Below are 17,223 nucleotides of genomic sequence, written 5' to 3' on the forward strand. Positions count from 1 at the left end.
CATGACGAAGCGTCGAATGTGGCGCTTGCTAGCTCTGCTCTTCGCGTTCTCGCTCGTAGCCGCTGCGTGCGGTGGCGGCGATGACGACGCAGACGCTGACGCTGGCGAGACAGAGACCGAAACCACGGCCGCGCCGAGTGAAGACGAGGCGATGGACGAGGAAGAGGAGATGGCCGAGGAAGAAGACGAGGGCGCCACTGGCGCTCTCGGCGGTGCCGCGGCCGAGGAGGACATCGAAGCTGCAGTTGCCGGCGAGACCGACGACGACGAGATGATGGACGATGAGGAGATGATGGAAGAGGAGGAGATGATGTTTGATCGCTCCACCCTCGAAGGCATCTTCGAAGAGGCCGCTGCCCGTCGCGCCAAGGCAGTTGCGAACCTGACCGAGAAGATCGAGTCGGGCGAGTACGGCGTCGGCGACGACGGCATCCTGCGTGGCCCTGCCGGCTTCGAGATCGACATGAACGCCTGCCCCGACGACTGGTCGGACACCACGGGCATCACCGACTCGCAGATTCGTATCGGCCACACCACGGCTCAGTCGGGCAACCTTGCCGCGTACGGCAACATCGCGTATGGCTGGGAGAACTACTTCAACTGGATCAACGACAACGACCCGATCATGGTCGGCGGCTCGCCGCGTGACCTGACGTTGATCATCAAGGACGACGCCTACGTCGCCGCTCAGACGATCGAGTTCGTGGACGAGCTGATCGAGGCGGAGAACGTGTTCTCGATTCTGACCTTGGGCTCGCCGAACACCCTCGCGGTGTACGACAAGATCAACGAAGAGTGCATCCCGCACCCGTTCGTGATGACCGGCCACCCGGCCTGGGGCGACCCGGTGAACCATCCGTGGACCACCATCATGCAGATGTCGTACTCCACCGAGTCGATCCTGTGGGGCGCGTGGATCCGGGAGAATCTCGCGGACATGCTGCCAGTGAAGGTTGCCGGTCTGGTGATGGACAACGACTTCGGTCTGGCCTACGAGCTGGGCTTCGAGGAGTGGGCGCACGCCAACACCGATGTGGTGAGCGAGTACCTGCCGGTGCGTCACGACCCTGCGGCCCCCACGCTGACCAACGAGGTCACGACGATCCTGGCCTTCGAGCCCGACGTGTTCATCTCGATGACGGCGGGCAACCCCTGCTTGCTGGCCATCCAGGAAGCCGGCCAGAGCGGTCTGACCGATGACATCAAGGCCAAGGGCGGCGTGCTGTTCACGCCGTCGGTGTGCGCTGGCATCGAGGCATACATGAAGCCGGCGGGTGAAGCCGCTGACGGCTGGTGGATCATCGGCGGCGGGTCGAAGGACTCCACTGACCCGCAGTTCATTGACGAGCCGTTCATAGCGTTTGTGAACGACAACCTTGAAGCAGCGGGCCTGGATCCTGCAGTGTCGCTGTACGCCATCGGCTACACCTACGGCTACCCCTACGGTGAAGCGCTGCGCATTGCCGCGGATCTGCCGGGCGGTCTGACTCGTTCGAACTTCATCCTGGCGGTGCGGTCGATCGACATCTACCACCCGATGATCCTCGACGGCATCGCCACCCAGCTCAACGGCAACGCTGACGCGTACTTCGTCGAGGGCTCGCAGTTCAGCCGGTTCGACGCCACCGGGCAGACATGGGACATCATCGGCGATGTCGTGGATGTCAACGGCCGTTCCTCGAACTGCGCCTGGGACAAGGACAACGGCGGCTGCCGCTAGGCAATCGCCACCAGGAGCCAGAGGCACCGCCTCTGACTCCTGACAGACCGAAATGGTCAAAGGAGAGGGCCGGCGGGCAACAGCCCGCTGGCCCTCTCGCGTCTGCGTCGACGTACGTTTGGCTGCATGGGCTCCCCCAAACGCATAGGTCGGCAGCTGGCGAATTGCCTGTTTGAGGTTGCCGACAGGTAGCTGGCGTGGTGAGATGAGGGCAATTGACAATCGATCAGCGCGCCGTACATTGGTGTAGGCATGCGAGCGACACAACGACGTACGGCTCGCCGTGGGGACTGCGAAACGCAGTCTTTGCGTTCCGGCCGACGCAAGCGGCCGCTGATGACTGGCGCCTCGGCGATCGTGTTTATCGCGCTCGGGTGGAGCCTCCTACGACCGCGGCTGGAAGAAGACACCGGTCTCGCACGCGAGGAGGTCGCTGTCGTCTTCTGTCTCGTTTTGACGGCGCTTCTTCTTGTGTTGCTTGCGGTCGGGAGAGTAGGCAAGTGGGCGAGGCGCAGGCGAGGTGGAACTCATTCTGTCGCTGATGTGCTGTACGACGACTCATATCCAGTAGATCGCAGGACGTAACTGCTGCGCTCACTGCCCCAGCGCCGAACGCTGCCAACACGCCTGCTTCGTCACGTCAGGCTGCCCATGACAGGCCCACTGACCGCGATCGCTGGTTGCGGTGTGCACGAGGTGATTCAGCAAACGGTCGCGGGACTGCCAGACGCTCCCTTGTCAAAGGACTCGCTTGGCTACGAGGCGGGGTCGCGCATTTCGGCGATTCGGTCGCGCAGGGCTGGTGCCCTTTTGCGCAGGTGAAGGAGGGCGTCGTCGCGGCGGCTCTCGTAGTCGGGGTCGTTCGGCAGTGTGCCGGGCCGTTCGAGCAGGCGCACGATTTCATTCAGGGCACGAGGCGGGTGGCTGTGCCCGAACCGCTGGCAGTAGTAGCCCGCGCCGGCCTCGAGGCTGCACGCTCCGGACTGGTCCATTGTCGCGATGTCTAGGTAGTCGCGTAGCTTCGGGCGGAATCTGATCACATCGAGTTTGGCGGCCATTAGGTCGGCTATGGAGCCGACCTCCATGTCCTCGATAGTCGTGCGCGGCGCAACCCATCGCATGTCTGGCGGCTGTACATCATCGGACGGCAGTGCCCGGAAGATGTCGACCCGCACGCCGTCGACGTAGCCGTGGAACATGTTGTCGGCTACTTCGTCGGTCTCCACGTGCGAGGCTGCCCGCTGGAGTCGCTTCTCTATCGCCCGCCCGGAGAACTTCCGCAGCGTGACTACGTCGAGATCCTCGGAGACCCGGTGCCGCAGGTGGATGGCCACCGCGGTGCCTCCCATCAGCACGCCGCCGACACTGTTGGCGCACTCAGCGACGTACGGCCATGCCTGCCGCAGGCGTGTCGGCAAGACATCGGCCCATGCGTCGATCTCGCTCACGCTGCGACCGCTCGGCGGGTGATCTCTTGATCGAGCAGTTCGGCTAGCCAGTCGGTTTCAAATCCTCGCAGTGTGCGGCATTCGCGCAGCGCGGGTGTCGGCAGGTTCGCGAGCGCCCAGGCTCTAGCGGACGCGTCATGCCCACCGATCAGCGTCTCGGCGATATGCAGGCCGTGCTGGGAGATTCTGAGCGTGTCGGCCGATGCGCCCGACCAGAAGTTGCGCCAAAAGCGGCGAGGCACGCGGTCGGGGATCTCCTCGACTGGGCGAGTCGGCCGGTCACGAAGGTACGACAGCGCATGCATGCAGCCGTCTGACCATGACAGTGACCACACGATTGCGCGGCGCAGCTCGTATCCATGGTGGATGCTGGTTTTGGCGGCTTCGACCCAGCCGCGTTCCTCGAGGCGGGCGAGGCACCGCAGTGTCTGTGCATAGGACACGCCGGCAAGCTCCGTGAGTTTCGCTGCGGTCGCTCCGAACGGCCGGGCCCGCAAGGCGTTCAGGACCGCCTTGGCCCCGTCGCTCAGCGACCCGAGCGGGCTCTCTTCGGCACGCAGCGTGGCCGGTAAGGGATCAATCTGCCACGGGTCGGTCGCAGGCTGATGCCGATGGCGTGGACTCATCATGTGCCGCACCCGCTCCGACCGCGAGCCGTCGCGCACCGGCGCCATCACCGCAGCGATCTTGCGAGCGGTGACCAGTGAGACATCGATCGCCGCAGCGATGCGGGGCGCCGAGAGCCCGTCCATGCTCGCCACAGCAATCCAGTCCGACGGCGTCAGCTTCGTGGAGTGCAGCGCGGTGCCTGTCGTAACCCTGAACCGTGTTCGGCAGCTGCCGCAACGCCAAGTGGTCCACTCAACCCGGACGGGCTTGTCCCGTATCTCGGCGCCCTCGCTGTCGCATCGAGGGCAAAGCGGGCTGTCCCGCCATCTCGCCTTGACCAGCAGTTCTTCAGACTGATCCAGATCGGCGAATGCCACACAACCATGATATCGCTGCGCTGGCAGTTTCCTTTCCTATGCGAATTGATTGCCGAACATCAGCGAGTGACTCAACCGAACGAAGCGACTCAGTGGCCGTCGACGATGGCTTTGACGCCCTCGACGACGCGCTGCATGTTGGCGCGCAGCACGTCGCGGCGCCGGTTCAGCACTCGCTGCTCCTTGGCGGGGTCGCGCAGGGCCATGGGCACGGTGCCGTTGTTCTCCTGGCCGATCAGCATCGAGAACCGCAGCCGGCTGCCGCCGCCCTGCTCGGCGAGGTCGAAGCGCCATACCGCACCGGGGTTCTCGGTGTCGGTGACGCGCCATTCGAACGCCGTGCGCTCCTCCCACGCAGTGACGATGCAGTCGGTCTCCCAGTCGAAGACGTCGGGGATGGAGTTTCGGCCGCGGAACGTCGAGCCCACACCCGGATCTTCCTCCGAGGTCCATTCGGCGCCCTGGAACTCCTCGGAGAACTGCGCCGGCATGTTGATGTCGGTGATGACCTCCCACACGGCGCGCGGTCGGGCATCGGTGTCGATCTCGGCTACCACGCCCTGCCCGTCGGTCACCCGGGCGGTGCCGTCGTCGCTGGGCCGCTGGCGGGTGAATCCCCACTGGTCGAAGTAGGTGATCTCGCTCGCTGGCCGGCGGGGTGCAGGCGAGAAGTCGGTTCCCTTGGTGTAGGCCACCGGGAAGCACACCAGCGTGGTGAGGCCCGGCGGCATGCCCAGCAGCTCGGCCACCTCGTCGGACTTGTTGTTGAGCATGGTGGCGTAGGCGGTGCCGAGGCCCCGGGAGCGCAGCGCCAGGTTGAAGCTCCAGGCGGAGGGGATGGCGCTGTCGAACAGCCCCGGCCGGCCGCTGTCGTCGTGGACGCCCCAGATCGCCAGCATGACGAGGGCAGGGGCCTTCGCGTAGTTCTCCACGAGGTAGGCGCTAGAGCTGACGATGTGCTCTTTGGGGTGGCCGGTGCCGTCGAGCCGCCCGCGGGCGTTGATGAAGATGGTGCCGACCTCTGCGTAGAGCTCGCCGAGCCGGTCCTTGAGGTCTTGGTCGCGGATCACGATCCAGCGGCGGCTGGCATCGTTGCCGCCCGTCGGGGCCTGCTCGGCGAGGTCGATGCACTCGAAGATGAGCTCGTCGCTGACCCAGCGGTCGAAGTCGAGCCGCTTGCGCACGGCCCGGGCGGTGGTCAGCAGGCGATCCACGTGATCGAGATCGAAACCGGCCTCGGAGATGCGTTCTCCGGAATCAGAATTCTGCATTTCGGTACCCTAAGTCGCCGCTGCACGGCGGTGCCGAGCCCCCGTATCCCGTGGCCGAACCCGAGGAGGGCGCAGTGCAGTTGACCGACGAGCAGCAGCAGATCCGCGATGTTGCAAGAGCCTTCGCGCAGCGCGAGATAGCGCCGTTCGCTGCTGAGTGGGACCGCGCCGGCGGAGCGCCGCGCGAGCTCTACGCCAAGATGGCCGATGTCGGGCTGATGGGGGTGATGATCGACCCGTGCTGGGGCGGCGCGGGCGCCGACTTCGTGTCGTACGCGCTGGCCATCGAGGAAGTCTCGGCTGCCGACGGCGGCATCAGCAACATGATGGCGGCGAACAACTCGCCGGTCGCCGTGGCGATCCAGCAGTCGGGCACCGATCAGCAGAAACGTGACTACCTCACCAAGCTCACCAGCGGCGAGTGGCTGGGCTGCATCCACCTCACCGAGCCTCACACGGGCTCGGACGCCGCGGCCATCCGCACCCGGGCCACCCGGGACGGCGACGAGTACGTCCTGAACGGCCACAAGGCGTTCATCACCGCGGGCTCGACCGCCGATGTGGCGATGATCGTGGCGGTGACCGATCCGGGCGCCGGCAAGCGGGGCATGACCACGTTCATCACGCCCACCGACAACCCCGGCTACCGCGTGATCGCCAAGGAGGACAAGCTCGGCCACCGCACCAACGACACGTGCCAGGTGGTCTTTGAGGACATGCGCGTGCCCGCAAGCGATGTCCTCGGCGAGATCGGGCGGGGGCTCGGCATCGCGCTGGGCAACCTGTCGCTGGGCCGCATCGGCGCCGCGGCCCAAGCCACCGGCGGCGCACGGGCTGCGTTCAAGGCCGCACATTCCTATGCACAAGAGCGCGAGACCTTCGGGCGCCCCATCGTCGAGCACCAGGCGATCTCGTTCACGCTCGCCGAGATGGCCACCCAGATCGAAGCGGCACGCCAGCTCTACCTGCACGCGGCGCAGATGCGCGATCAGGGCCTCGAGTGCGCCCGCGAGGCTTCGATGGCGAAGCTGTTCGCGTCGGAGATGGCCGAGCGGGTGGCGTCGAAGGCCATCCAGATCCACGGCGGGTACGGCTTCCTGAATGACTATCCCGTCGAGAAGATCTACCGCGACGTGCGGGTGTACCAGATCTACGAGGGCACCTCGGAGGTCCAGAAGCTGCTGATCAGCCGCATGCTCGACGGCGTCGAGGGCTAGCAGCCCGACCGGGGGCGCGGCGGCCGGAGCCGCTGCTACTCGATGCCGAGCTGGCGGCCGGCCCGCCAGGCGTCGGCCACGTCGCACATGCGGGTGTAGCTCACGCCCAGGTCGGTCATCTGGTCGATCCAGCGCTCCATCTCATACAGGCGCCCGCCGCGTCCGATGGCCTGCGGATGGAACGTGACCGTGCACACGCCGTGCTGCACCTCGCTGGCCATCCACTTCACATCCGACAGGAACGTGTCGAACATGGTGCCGGGGTTCTCCAGCCCGGTCAGGATCGTGTTCTTGAACGTCACGAACTCGAGGTGGACGTAGTCGTCGAGGTGCCAGCTGAATGGCAGCTCCACGAGGTCGACCTGCTCGCCGAACTCCATCGGCCCGTCCAGCGGGAACTGGTCGCCGGTGCGCAGCCAGTACGGCGCGTAGTCGTGGCCCATCAGCGACGAGTCGTAGCTGAGGCCGTATTCCATCAGCAGGTCGATGGTCCACGGGTTGATGTCTCCCGAGGGTGCCCGGTAGCCCTTCGGCGGAGCGCCGGTGAGCGACTCGATCTGCGCGAAGGTGCGCTCGAGGATGGCTCGCTCCTCATCCTCGCTGAGCCGGGGGTTGTACTCATGGGCGTAGCCGTGCAGCCCCACCTCGCAGCCGGCGTCGACCACCATGCGGGCGGCGTCGGGGTAGGTGTCGATGGAGTGGCCCGGGATGAAGAACGTGCTCGGGATGTCGTGGCGGGCGAGCAGCTTGAGGATCCTCGGCACGGCCACGGCACCGAACTCGCCGCGTGAGATGGGCGTCGGCGTGGTCTGGCGGCGGGCTATCCACAGCGACGGTCCGTCGAAGTCGAAGGTCAGGCAGACGTACCCCGCCGGATTGTCAGGTATCGCCCCGTTGCTGGCGCCGTTGTCCATCGTGATTCCCCCTTCGTGGTGCCGCCGCAGCGGCCGCTCACGCTTGCCGTTCTAGCCCAACCAGCCCGACCATGGCGCAGCAGACGGCTACCATAGGCTCGGCCGGCGTATGCGAAAGCTGATCTGCGCAGCGGTCGCCGTGAGCGTGCTCGCCGCGGCCTGCTCGACCTCGGCGGACCCGGACGATGGCTCTGCACCGACTGAGCCTCCAGCGACGTCGTCGACCTTGGCGGCCGATTCGGCAGACAGCGCCGCTGCCACCGAGTCCGCCGCTGACGACATGGGACCGCCCGACACCACGCCTTCCGACACGGCACCGCCGCCGACCACCCAGCCGTTCTTTCCGGGCACCGAGGACGGTCGGCCGTTCCTGGAGCTGACGCTGACCGAGAAGATCCACGAGTTCCTGGAGCTGCCGAACACCGCATTCGCCGCGAACATCGCCGGCGAGATGGGCCTGACCGGCGACCAGCGGTGGGTGCCCTGGGTCATGGACATCATGCGCACCGCCGGTTCTCGCAACGTCTCCGATACGTCGATGGGGGCGCTGGAGCGGCTGACGGGCATCGAGAGCTCAGGCGACTTCAACACCGACTACGTGCGCTACGGCTCGTGGTACCGCACCAACGGCGTCGATCCCGGCGAGGGCTACGAGACCTTCAAGAGCGAGCTGTACGCCTACCTCGACTTCCGATTCGGGGACATGCTCGCCCAGGTCACCGACCGGGTCACGCTCGGCGCGATCCAGTTCGGCGGGGTGCGCCGGGGCGGCATTCCGGAGCTGAACAACCCTGAACGGCTCACCCCTGCCCAAGCCGACTTCATGACCGATGAGGAATTGGTGCTGGGCGTGGTGATCGGCGCCGAAGCCGGGGCGTACCCGGTGCGGTTCCTGGCACGCCACGAGCTGGCGAACGACATCGTCGGAGGTGTGCCGGTGGCGCTCGGCTACTGCACCCTGTGCCTCACAGCGCTCATGTTCGACCGGCGGCTGCCCAACGGCGACGTGCTGTCGTTCCAGACATCGGGCTTGTTGATGGACTCGAACAAGATCATGATCGACAACGAGACCGAGAGCCTGTGGAACCATCTCTCGGGCACCGCGTTCGCCGGCCCGCTCGCCGGCACGAAGCTGGAGCAGTTCCCGGTGGCCACGACGCGCTGGTCAGATTGGCTGGCCGATCACCCTGGCACGTTCACGCTCGATACGCCCCCGCCCACGTACTTCCCCGAGATGCCCGAGCGTCCGCCGATCACCTACGACTACACGCCGGGCGCGGCGTACCGCACGTACTACTCCAGCGAGGATCTGTGGTTCCCCACCTTCGAGACGCCCGACGTGTTCGAGCTGAAGGAGGAAGTGGTCACGGTCGACCGCGGCGGCCACACGTTGGCGTTGGGACTGATGGCGCTGGAGCAGGAGGATCCGTTCGTCTACGTGCTGGGCGGTGAACCGCTGGTGATCGTGCCGAACCAAGGCGGCGCCAGGGTGTACAGCGCCGCCGAGGTGGCCGGCGTGCCCGCCGAGGCGTGGCGCCACGGTGCCCCCGTGGAAGTGGCGCCTGGGGGAGTGCTACACGACGAGCTGCGCGTCAACGGCGTGGACGGCCGCAATCGCATCGACGTCACGCTGCCGCGCATCGTTTCGTCGCAGTCGTTCTGGTTTGCTTGGTACGGCCTGCACCCCGACACCGAGATCTGGCCGCCCGCCGACCATCGCTAGCGGTCACATCTGGGGTGGTGGCTATGCTGACTCCTCGCATCTCAACCAGCCCCCATCGTCTAGCGGCCAAGGACACCACCCTCTCAAGGTGGCGGCACGGGTTCGAATCCCGTTGGGGGTGCGCCATGCCCGCTCGATCCGGACGGCTCGGTCGGCGTCGGTCCTGCTGAGCTATCTGCGAGCGCAGCACCGGTGCCGGTGTGCCGAGGGAGCAGCCCGAGATGACCGATGGGCAGGAGTCGCATTGGTCTCGGCATCTGCCCGCTGGTGTCAGTGCCGCCGAGGTTGATCTGTCTGCGGGCGGCACGTTGCCCGCGGTCTGGCTGGACCACTGGTCGACTGATCCGCAGCGTGCCGTGGTGTGGGATGAGCGCGACGGCTGGGTGACCGGCGCCGAACTCTTGGAGCGCGCCCAGCAGGTCGCCGAGCGCTTGGCGAGTGCGGGTCTAGTCGCCGGCGACCGCGTGTTGATGAGCGGTCCGAGTTCGTCTCGTTTGGTTGGCGCTCACGCTGCACTGCTGGCGATGGGCGCGGTGGTGGTCCCGCTGAACGGTGCCTATCGAGCCGATGAGGTGCGCGGCGTGGTGGCCGATTGCCGGCCCGCAGCGGCATTTGTGGAAGGCGTCGGCGGACCCGGCGAGTGGCACGAGTGGATCGCCGATGCCGATCCCGCGGTGCTGGTCAGCGATTTCGATGCATCAGACTTGCTCGCGGGCCGCGCAGGTGCCGTCGAGCGCGCCGCCGGCAGCGCTGATGCAGTCGCTCCCGGCGGCGTCGGTGCCGCGCCCCATGAAGGGTCCAGATTCGATCTGGTGGCGTTAGCGCATCAACGCCGACCCGATGAACCGGCGCTGATTGGGTACACGTCGGGCACTACCGGGCGGCCCAAGGGTGCGGTCCTGAGCCACGCGAACCTGCTGGTGTCGGTGCGGGCACTGGAGCTGGCGTGGCGCTGGATGCCCGATGATGTGCTCGTGTTGGCGCTGCCGCTGTTCCACATGCACGGTCTCGGCGTGGCGCTCCACGGCACGCTCACTGTTGGCGCTCGGGCCGTGCTGCAGTCCACGTTCGAGCCCGACGCCGTCTTCGATGCCATTCGCGAGCACCAGGCCACCATGTTCTTCGGCGTGCCGACCATGTACTCCCGGCTGGTCGCCTCGCCGCGGGCCGCCGAGCTGTCGGCGCTGCGGCTGTGCGCGTCGGGTTCGGCACCCATGCCCGCTGAGCTGCACGACGCCGTGCGGGAGGCCAGCGGCCAGCACGTCATCGAGCGCTACGGCATGACCGAGACCGTGATGCTGGTGTCGAATCCGCACGACGAGCCTCGTCGGGCCGGCACGGTGGGCTTCCCGCTGCCGGGCGTCGAGCTGCGCCTCGAAGCGCTGGACGTCAGCGACGGCGATAGCGAGCCGGCGGACGGCGACGACGCTGCGACGGCTGGCCCCGAGGCTGCGGAGATCCTGGTGCAGGGACCCAATGTGTTCTCCGGCTACTGGGAGCGGCCCGCCGAGAACGCGGCGTCGTTCAGCGACGGCTGGTTCCGCACCGGCGACTTGGGCCAGTGGGACGACGGCTACCTGCGCATCGTCGGCCGCGCCAAGGAGCTCATCATCTGCGGCGGCTTCAACGTGTACCCCCGCGAGGTCGAGGAGGTCATCGCCTCGCACCCCGATGTCGCCGAGTGCGCCGTCGGCGGCGAGCCCGACCCCGAGTGGGGCGAGGTGGTGGTGGCCTACGTGGTCGCGGAGCGCGACTTCGACGACGACGAGCTGAAGGACTACGTGGGCGAGCGCCTCGCGTACTACAAGCGACCCCGCCGCACCTACCGCATCGCAGCGCTGCCTCGCAACGCCCTCGGCAAGGTGCAGCGCCACGAGCTGGCAGCCCGCAGCGACTCCTGAAGGCACTGGGGTCGTCGGCAGGCTGCGCATCTGACACCCTTGTATGCCGGATGTTCGAGCTTCATGACGTGCAGCGGTCAGTCCCGCTGCCAAGCCGGTATGTGGCCCCTGGCTCGCGTGACGAGGCGGCAGAGTTGCTCTCGTCGCACGGCGCTGCGGCGCGGCTGATCGCCGGCGGCACCGACCTCATGCTCGAGCTCTCCCGTGGCGCCCGCTCGGGCGTGGAGCTGCTGGTGGACATCTCCGGCTTGCCCGGTCTCGACCGGATCTCGTACGAAGACGGGCGGGTCACGCTCGGGCCGCTCGTCACCCATGCTGATGTGATCGCCTCCGCGCCGATGCGCACGGCCGGCCTGCCGCTCGCCCAGGCGTGCTTGGAAGTGGGCTCGCCGCCGCTGCGCAACCGGGCCACCGTGGTCGGCAACATCGTGACCGCCAGCCCGGCCAACGACACCATCTCGGCGCTCGTCGCGCTGGATGCCGCCGTCACGATGACCTCGGTGCGTGGCGAGCGCACGGTTCCCATCAGCGAGTTCTTTGCCGGTTTCCGGCAGACGGTGCTGGAGCCAGACGAGATCGTCACCGCAATCGGCTTCGATGCCCTCGACGGTGCGGATCGCCCCAATGACCGTCGCGGTGTGTTCGTGAAGCTGGGCCTGCGGCGGGCGCAGGCGATCTCGGTGGTGCATGCCGCCGTGGTCGTCGAACTCGACGACGGTCGGGTGGCTGACCTCGTGGTTGCCCTCGGCAGCGTCGCGCCCACCATCATCACGGTGCCCGAAGCGGCAGAGCTGGCCGCCAGCCGGGAGCTGGCCGAAGCCAGCGCCGACATCACGGCCGCTGCATGCCAGGCGGCAACGCCCATCGACGACATCCGCGGCAGCGCCGAGTACCGCTCGCACACCGTCGGCGTCGTGGTGGACCGAGCAATCACGGCGCTGGCCACCGGCACCGAGGCCGATCGCTGGCCACACCAAGCGCCACGGCTGGCGTTGACGGCGAGCGCTGCTGATGCCGGACCGGCGTCGACAGTGTTGGCCGAGCCCAGCGACACCGTCACGGCGAAGGTGAACGGTGTGCAGCGCAGCGCAGCAGGGGCCGCCGGCAAGACGCTGATGGACTGGCTGCGCGACGACCTCGGGCTCACCGGCACCAAGGAGGGCTGCGCCGAAGGCGAGTGCGGCGCATGCACGGTGCATCTCGACGGCGCCGCCGTGTTCTCGTGCCTGGTGCCTGCGGGCCGAGCAGACGGGGCGAGCATCACCACCGTCGAAGGCGTGGCATCGCCTGGCGGCGACCTGCATCCGTTCCAGCAGGCGATGGTGGACACCGGCGGCGCGCAGTGCGGATTCTGCACGCCGGGCTTCGTGATGAGCGCCGTGGCGTTGCTCGACGAGATTGCGGAGCCCACGCCCGAACAGATCACCGTCGGCCTGTCGGGCAACCTGTGCCGCTGCACCGGCTACTGCTCGATCATCGAAGCAGTGCACACGGCTGCCGGGGACCTGTCGTGAGGGAGGGCGCCGCTCCCGGCGAGACCGGTGCGGTCATCGAGCTGGAGATGCCGCCGGCCACGGCGGGCGGTACTGGCCAGTCACCGCCGCGCGCCGACGGTCCTGCCAAGGTCGCCGGGCTGGCCGGCTACCCGGCCGACCGCATTCCCGCCGATGCGCTGTGGGCCTTCGCAGTGTTCACCGACCAACCCCATGCCCGGCTGCGACACCTCGACCTCGCTCCCGCCGAACAGTCACCCGGCGTCGTTGCGGTGCTCGGCTCTGCCGACGTGCCCTGCAACGAGTACGGGCTCACCAAGTTCGACCAGCCGGTCTTCATCGGGCTCGACCACACGGGCCGAAGTCCAGTGCCCTGCGATGTCTCTCGCTGGGAGGCCGACCACCTGGCGCTGATCGTCGCCGAGAGCCTCGACCAAGCGCGTGCCGCCGCGACCGCCATCGAGGTCGAGTGGGAGCCGCTGCCGGTCGTGGCCGATCTGGACGCGGCGCTGGCGCCCGAGGCGCCGCTCGTGCACCCCTACGAGGGCATCGGCTCCAACCTGTACGAATCGATGCGGACCCGCAAGGGCGACCTCGACGCGGGCTTCGCTGCCGCCGCGGTAACGGTCGAGGCCACCTACGAGGTGCCCTACCAGGAACACGCCTACTTGCAGCCCGAAGCGGGCACGTCATGGGTGGACGCCGAGGGCATCGTCAATGTCGAGATCGCTGGCCAGTGGGTGCACGAGGACCGTGAGCAGATCGCCCACGCGCTCGACCTGCCCGAAGAGCACATCCGGGTGCGCTACCCGGCCATCGGCGGCGCCTTCGGCGGGCGCGAGGACACGTCGATGCAGATCATCCTGGCGCTGGCCGCCGCCCGGCTGGCCGAACGGGGCATCGACCGGCCGGTGGCCATGCAGTGGTCGCGTGAGGAATCCATCGTTGGCCACCACAAGCGGCACCGTGGACGCATCTGGGCCCGCTGGGGCGCCGACCGCGACGGCAAGATCACCGCAGCGCAGGCCGAAGCCTGGCTGGATGCGGGCGCCTACAACTACACCTCCAACAAGGTGATGGGGAACCTGCATCTCGGTCTCGGCGGGCCCTACGAGCTGCCCAACGCCGCCATCGACACCCATGTCGTGTACACCAACGCTACGCCCGGGGGAGCGTTCCGGGGCTTCGGTGCCCCGCAGGCGGCCTTTGCCGTGGAATGCCAGGTGAACAGGCTGGCCGAGGCGCTGGGTATGGATCCCATCGACTTCCGCCGCATCAACACCCTGCGCGAGGGATCGCCGAGCATCGCCCACACGCCAATGCCGGCGGGCGTGACGATGCCCGAGGTGATCGAGGCCTGCGCCCACGCCGCAGCGCTACCGGCCCGCGCCGGCTCGGGCGACCTAGACAGCGACGATGGCAGTCCAGAGTCCGGCGAGCCGGCGCTGTTCAGCCCGTTCGTGTCGCTGCCGGCTCGGCCGTCTTCGCTGCGCCGCGGACGCGGCTTCGCCTGCGCATTCAAGAACGTCGGGTTCTCGTTCGGCTTTCCCGAGCGCTGCGAGGCCACGATCGTGCTGCACGGCGAGCCCGACGACGAGGCCCCGGCATCGGTCGAGCTGGCTCACGCGGGCGCCGATGTCGGCCAGGGCGCGCACACCGCGTTCCTGCAGATGGCGGCCGAGGCGACCGGGGTCGACCCGTCCCGGGTCGTGGGCCGCTTCAGCGACACCGGCACATCGGGCGATTCGGGGTCGGCGTCGGCGTCGCGCCTGACGTGGATGGCAGGCAACTCGATCCTGGGTGCTGCTGAGGAAGCCGAGAAGGCATGGCGCGAGGGCGCCCGGCCGGCCATCGGGCACTTCCGCTTTACGCCCCCGCCGACCACCGAGCTCGACCCCGAGACCGGCGAGGGCACCCCGAACTTCACGTACGGCTATGTCGCCCAGCATGTCGAGCTGACCGTCGACATCGACACCGGCCACATTCGCATCGACCGGGTGATCAGCGCCAACGACGTGGGCCGGGCGATCAACCCGCGCTTCGTGGTCGGCCAGATCGAGGGCGCGGTGGCCCAAGCCCACGGCCACGTGCTCAGCGAGCACTTGCGCAGTCGGGACGGTCGCTTGCTGAACCCAAGGTTCAGCACCTACCTGATCCCGGGCATCGGCGACATTCCCGTCACCACGGAGAGCGTGGTGCTGGAGCTGGCCGACCCGCTGGGTCCGTTTGGTGCCCGCGGCATGGCCGAGATGGGCGTGATCCCTTATGCACCGGCAGTGGCCGCAGCGCTGGCTGACGCAACCGGTGTCTGGATGGACGACTTTCCGCTGACGCCGGAGCGTGTTTGGGCGGCGCTCCGGGCTGCCGACGTCAACGACTGAGGCTCAGCTTCGAGCAGCACCGCGGTCGGGTCGATAACCCAACGGGCCATCCGAAACCGCAGTCCTACACTCCGAGGCGTGGCAGCGAGATCACGCCCGGATGCAACCGAGCGCGTGATGGAGTTGGTGATGTACCTGCTCGCTCGCGATGTGCCGAAGACGCGTGAGGAGATCTGGCGCGACACCGGGCTGTACGCGCCCGACGGCACCACCGAAAAGCGTCAGCTCGACAGCGCCCGCGCCTCGTTCGAGCGCGACAAGGCGCTGATCCGCAACCTCGGCGTGCGCATCACCGAGTCGATCGAGCACGACGGCGCCACGTCGTACACGATCCGCCGCGAGGATTACTTCCTGCCCGACCTGCAGCTGACTCCCGACGAGCAGCTCGCGCTGCGCTTCGCGGCGTCTCGGGTGGACATCGGCGAAACCTGGGATCTCGAAGCCGTCGCCAAGCTCACGAGCATCGAGACCGCTGCGAGCGGCGAGGACGGAACGGCAGCTACCGGCGGCACGGCGGGGGCCGCTGCGGCCGGCCACGATGCTGAGCCGCTGTCAGCAGATGTGGCGCTGGAGACGGCTGCCGCGCAGCAGACCGCTGGGTCGCTGTTGCCGAAGCTGGCTGCTGCCTCTGCCGAGCGAGCGCAGGTCCGGTTCGCGTACGGGGGGCGGCGGCGCGACGCCCAGCCGCTCGGACTGCTGTGCCGGGCGGGCTACTGGTACCTGGCTGCACGCGAAGACGATGTGGTCAAGACGTTCCGGGTGGATCGCATGGAGAGCGACGCGGACGTGGGGGAGCGAGGGGCATTTCCTCGCGCAGATGTCGACGTTGCAGCGTTGCTGCCGCGCGAACCGATGGAGATCGACTTCGGCGACGACTTCGAGGCCCGGGTGCGGATCGACGCCACTATGGCGCAGCAGCCCACGGCCGAACGAGGCCGTGTGGTTGAACGCCACGACGACGGCTCTGTGACGGTGACGGCGCGGGTTCGCAACCGTGCCGCGTTTCGCGTGTGGGTGCTGGACATGGGCCGCCACGCCGTCGTGGAATCGCCGCCTGAGCTGGTTGAAGAGATCACGTCGTGGCTGCGAGCACTGGCGGACGAGGCAGGGGACGGCTACCGGTGAGGGGACCCAGCACGTCGACCAAAATCGAGCGCCTGCTGGCCATCGTTCCGTGGGTGGTCGAACGGGGTGGCGCCACGGTGGGCGACATCGCCGAGCGATTCGAAATGCGTCCGGCCGCCGTGTACGACCTGCTGCTCGCGGCCATGTGCTACGAGGTGGCCGGGGCAGGTGCGTACGAGAATCTGGGCATCGTCGTGTTCGGCGACGAGGGCGACGCCGGCGAGGCGTGGGTGCATGTCGAGCCCGGAGCGATGCTGGATCGGCCGCTCAACCTGTCGGTGCCGCAGGCGTTCGGGATCCTGGTAGCGGGGCAATCGGCGCTGGCCCTGCGCGGCGCCGACCGGTCGGGTGCGTTGGCGACAGCGCTCGACAAGCTGCGCGCAGCGTACGGCGAGCGAGTACGGGTGTCGGTGGAGCTGCCGCTGCCACGCAGCTTGCCGACGCTGCGGGAAGCCGTGCGCGTTCGGACCACCGTCAGCATCCACTACTACACCCCCAATACCGACGCCGTCACCGAGCGTCGAGTGGACCCGCTGGATGTCTCGCTGGCCGACGGGCATTGGTACCTGCGGGGCTGGTGCCACCTGCGCCAAGACCTGCGCTCGTTCCGTGTCGACCGCATCGAGGAGTGCAGCGACACCGGCGAAGTGCATGGCCGTTCGGCCGAGTTTCGCGAGGCGTCAGGCGGCCCGGCCGAGCTTCGCGAGGCGTCAGGCGGCCCGGCCGAGCTTCGCGAGGCGCCAGGCAGCTCAGCCGAGCTCGGCGCCGTTGCGCCAGCCGAGTCGGACGAGACGACCGATGTGGTGCTGTCGATTCCCCGCAGCGACTTGTGGCAAGTGGAGGCGTACCCGTCACGGGAGGTACGCGACAACGGCGATCGGTGCATCGTGACGTACGCGATCCGCAGCCCGTTCGTGCTCAGCCAGATGCTGCTGCGCCTCGGCGCAGAAACGCAGGTCGTGAACGCGGCGGAGCTGCCGCCCGAGCTGGCCGAAGCAGGCAGCGCCGCCGCTGCGTCGATCCTGGAGCTCTACGGAACCTGAC

The 17,223-nt window shown here is 67.9% G+C and carries 12 protein-coding genes and 1 tRNA gene; 9 read left to right on the plus strand and 4 right to left on the minus strand.

The genetic code is table 11. The features are described 5' to 3' along the window. The first annotated feature begins 1 nt into the window (after window position 1). Window positions 2-1,720, plus strand: coding sequence for an ABC transporter substrate-binding protein (locus ACOQPE_RS09180; RefSeq protein ID WP_420608622.1), 1,719 nt, complete (start codon window positions 2-4; stop codon window positions 1,718-1,720). Window positions 1,721-2,475: 755 nt separating this feature from the next. Here ACOQPE_RS09180 and ACOQPE_RS09185 read toward each other — a convergent pair. The 3 genes from ACOQPE_RS09185 to ACOQPE_RS09195 all read right to left on the minus strand — a co-directional run bounded on the left by ACOQPE_RS09185 (window position 2,476) and on the right by ACOQPE_RS09195 (window position 5,425). After that, window positions 2,476-3,168 (minus strand): nucleotidyl transferase AbiEii/AbiGii toxin family protein, encoded by a 693-nt coding sequence (locus tag ACOQPE_RS09185; protein ID WP_420608623.1) that lies wholly within the window; start codon window positions 3,166-3,168, stop codon window positions 2,476-2,478. Further along, the gene (locus tag ACOQPE_RS09190) at window positions 3,165-3,920 is read right to left on the minus strand and encodes a helix-turn-helix domain-containing protein (RefSeq protein WP_420608624.1); all 756 of its coding nucleotides are present in this window, start codon (window positions 3,918-3,920) and stop codon (window positions 3,165-3,167) included. Before ACOQPE_RS09190 ends, ACOQPE_RS09185 begins: the two co-directional genes overlap by 4 nt. Window positions 3,921-4,243: 323 nt before the next feature. After that, the gene (locus ACOQPE_RS09195) at window positions 4,244-5,425 is read right to left on the minus strand and encodes a nitroreductase family protein (protein WP_420608625.1); all 1,182 of its coding nucleotides are present in this window, start codon (window positions 5,423-5,425) and stop codon (window positions 4,244-4,246) included. A 74-nt stretch (window positions 5,426-5,499) separates the two neighbouring features. Here ACOQPE_RS09195 and ACOQPE_RS09200 point away from each other — a divergent pair, with 74 nt between their 5' ends. Further along, window positions 5,500-6,642, plus strand: coding sequence for an acyl-CoA dehydrogenase family protein (locus tag ACOQPE_RS09200; protein WP_420608626.1), 1,143 nt, complete (start codon window positions 5,500-5,502; stop codon window positions 6,640-6,642). A gap of 35 nt (window positions 6,643-6,677) precedes the next feature. On the opposite strand, the gene ACOQPE_RS09205 is transcribed toward ACOQPE_RS09200, so the two are convergent. After that, the gene (locus ACOQPE_RS09205; RefSeq protein ID WP_420608627.1) at window positions 6,678-7,556 is read right to left on the minus strand and encodes a polysaccharide deacetylase family protein; all 879 of its coding nucleotides are present in this window, start codon (window positions 7,554-7,556) and stop codon (window positions 6,678-6,680) included. Between the two features lie 109 nt (window positions 7,557-7,665). On the opposite strand from ACOQPE_RS09205, the gene ACOQPE_RS09210 reads away from it, so the two are divergent. From ACOQPE_RS09210 to ACOQPE_RS09240, 7 genes are all read left to right on the plus strand, one after another. Beyond that, a complete protein-coding gene (locus tag ACOQPE_RS09210; RefSeq protein WP_420608628.1) occupies window positions 7,666-9,279 on the plus strand; it encodes a DUF3179 domain-containing (seleno)protein in 1,614 nt (537 codons plus the stop codon). A gap of 48 nt (window positions 9,280-9,327) precedes the next feature. Next, window positions 9,328-9,400 (plus strand) — tRNA-Glu (locus tag ACOQPE_RS09215). A gap of 100 nt (window positions 9,401-9,500) precedes the next feature. Beyond that, a complete protein-coding gene (locus tag ACOQPE_RS09220) occupies window positions 9,501-11,180 on the plus strand; it encodes a class I adenylate-forming enzyme family protein (RefSeq protein ID WP_420608629.1) in 1,680 nt (559 codons plus the stop codon). 50 nt (window positions 11,181-11,230) lie between these two features. After that, a complete protein-coding gene (locus ACOQPE_RS09225) occupies window positions 11,231-12,694 on the plus strand; it encodes an FAD binding domain-containing protein (RefSeq protein WP_420608630.1) in 1,464 nt (487 codons plus the stop codon). Then, the gene (locus ACOQPE_RS09230; protein ID WP_420608631.1) at window positions 12,691-15,054 is read left to right on the plus strand and encodes a xanthine dehydrogenase family protein molybdopterin-binding subunit; all 2,364 of its coding nucleotides are present in this window, start codon (window positions 12,691-12,693) and stop codon (window positions 15,052-15,054) included. The genes ACOQPE_RS09225 and ACOQPE_RS09230 overlap by 4 nt, the downstream gene beginning before the upstream one ends. A 78-nt stretch (window positions 15,055-15,132) precedes the next feature. Beyond that, entirely contained in the window at window positions 15,133-16,179 is a 1,047-nt protein-coding gene (locus tag ACOQPE_RS09235; protein ID WP_420608632.1) for a helix-turn-helix transcriptional regulator, read from the plus strand. Beyond that, complete coding sequence (locus tag ACOQPE_RS09240) at window positions 16,176-17,222, plus strand: helix-turn-helix transcriptional regulator (RefSeq protein WP_420608633.1); 1,047 nt, start codon at window positions 16,176-16,178, stop codon at window positions 17,220-17,222. Before ACOQPE_RS09235 ends, ACOQPE_RS09240 begins: the two co-directional genes overlap by 4 nt. The last annotated feature ends 1 nt before the right edge of the window (window position 17,223 follow it).

The sequence above is a fragment of the Candidatus Poriferisodalis sp. genome, from assembly GCF_965219595.1.
Classification (GTDB): Bacteria; Actinomycetota; Acidimicrobiia; order Acidimicrobiales; family Poriferisodalaceae; genus Poriferisodalis.